Genomic DNA, 233 nt, shown 5'->3' with positions numbered 1-233 from the left:
AGTCCCTCTTCCAGGATCGGATTCTACCTGAATCGTGCCATTTGCCTTTTCAACCATTTCCTTGATTAAATAGAGTCCAATGCCATGGTCTAGACTGTTCTTTGTTGAAAACCCCTTTTTAAAAATAAGCGGTTGAATTTCTTCTGGAATGCCACATCCGTTGTCTTCAATCAAAATCGCTAAAACCTCCTCATCCTGTTCGATACTAAGATAAATATTTTTCCCGTCGATAT

Annotated in this window: 1 protein-coding gene; it reads right to left on the bottom strand. The window is 39.1% G+C overall.

Annotated elements, in window-relative coordinates; genetic code table 11:
* Positions 1 to 216: sensor histidine kinase (locus tag RYX56_RS26225; RefSeq protein WP_369293578.1), on the bottom strand; the 216-nt coding region annotated here is incomplete at its 3' end.
* Between the last annotated feature and the right edge of the window lie 17 nt (positions 217 to 233).

It is taken from the genome of Alkalihalophilus lindianensis (assembly GCF_032843265.1).
GTDB lineage: Bacteria > Bacillota > Bacilli > Bacillales > Bacillaceae_D > Alkalihalophilus > Alkalihalophilus lindianensis.
Note: the sequence above shows the minus strand (reverse complement) of the source record. Positions and strands in the feature narration are given on the sequence as shown.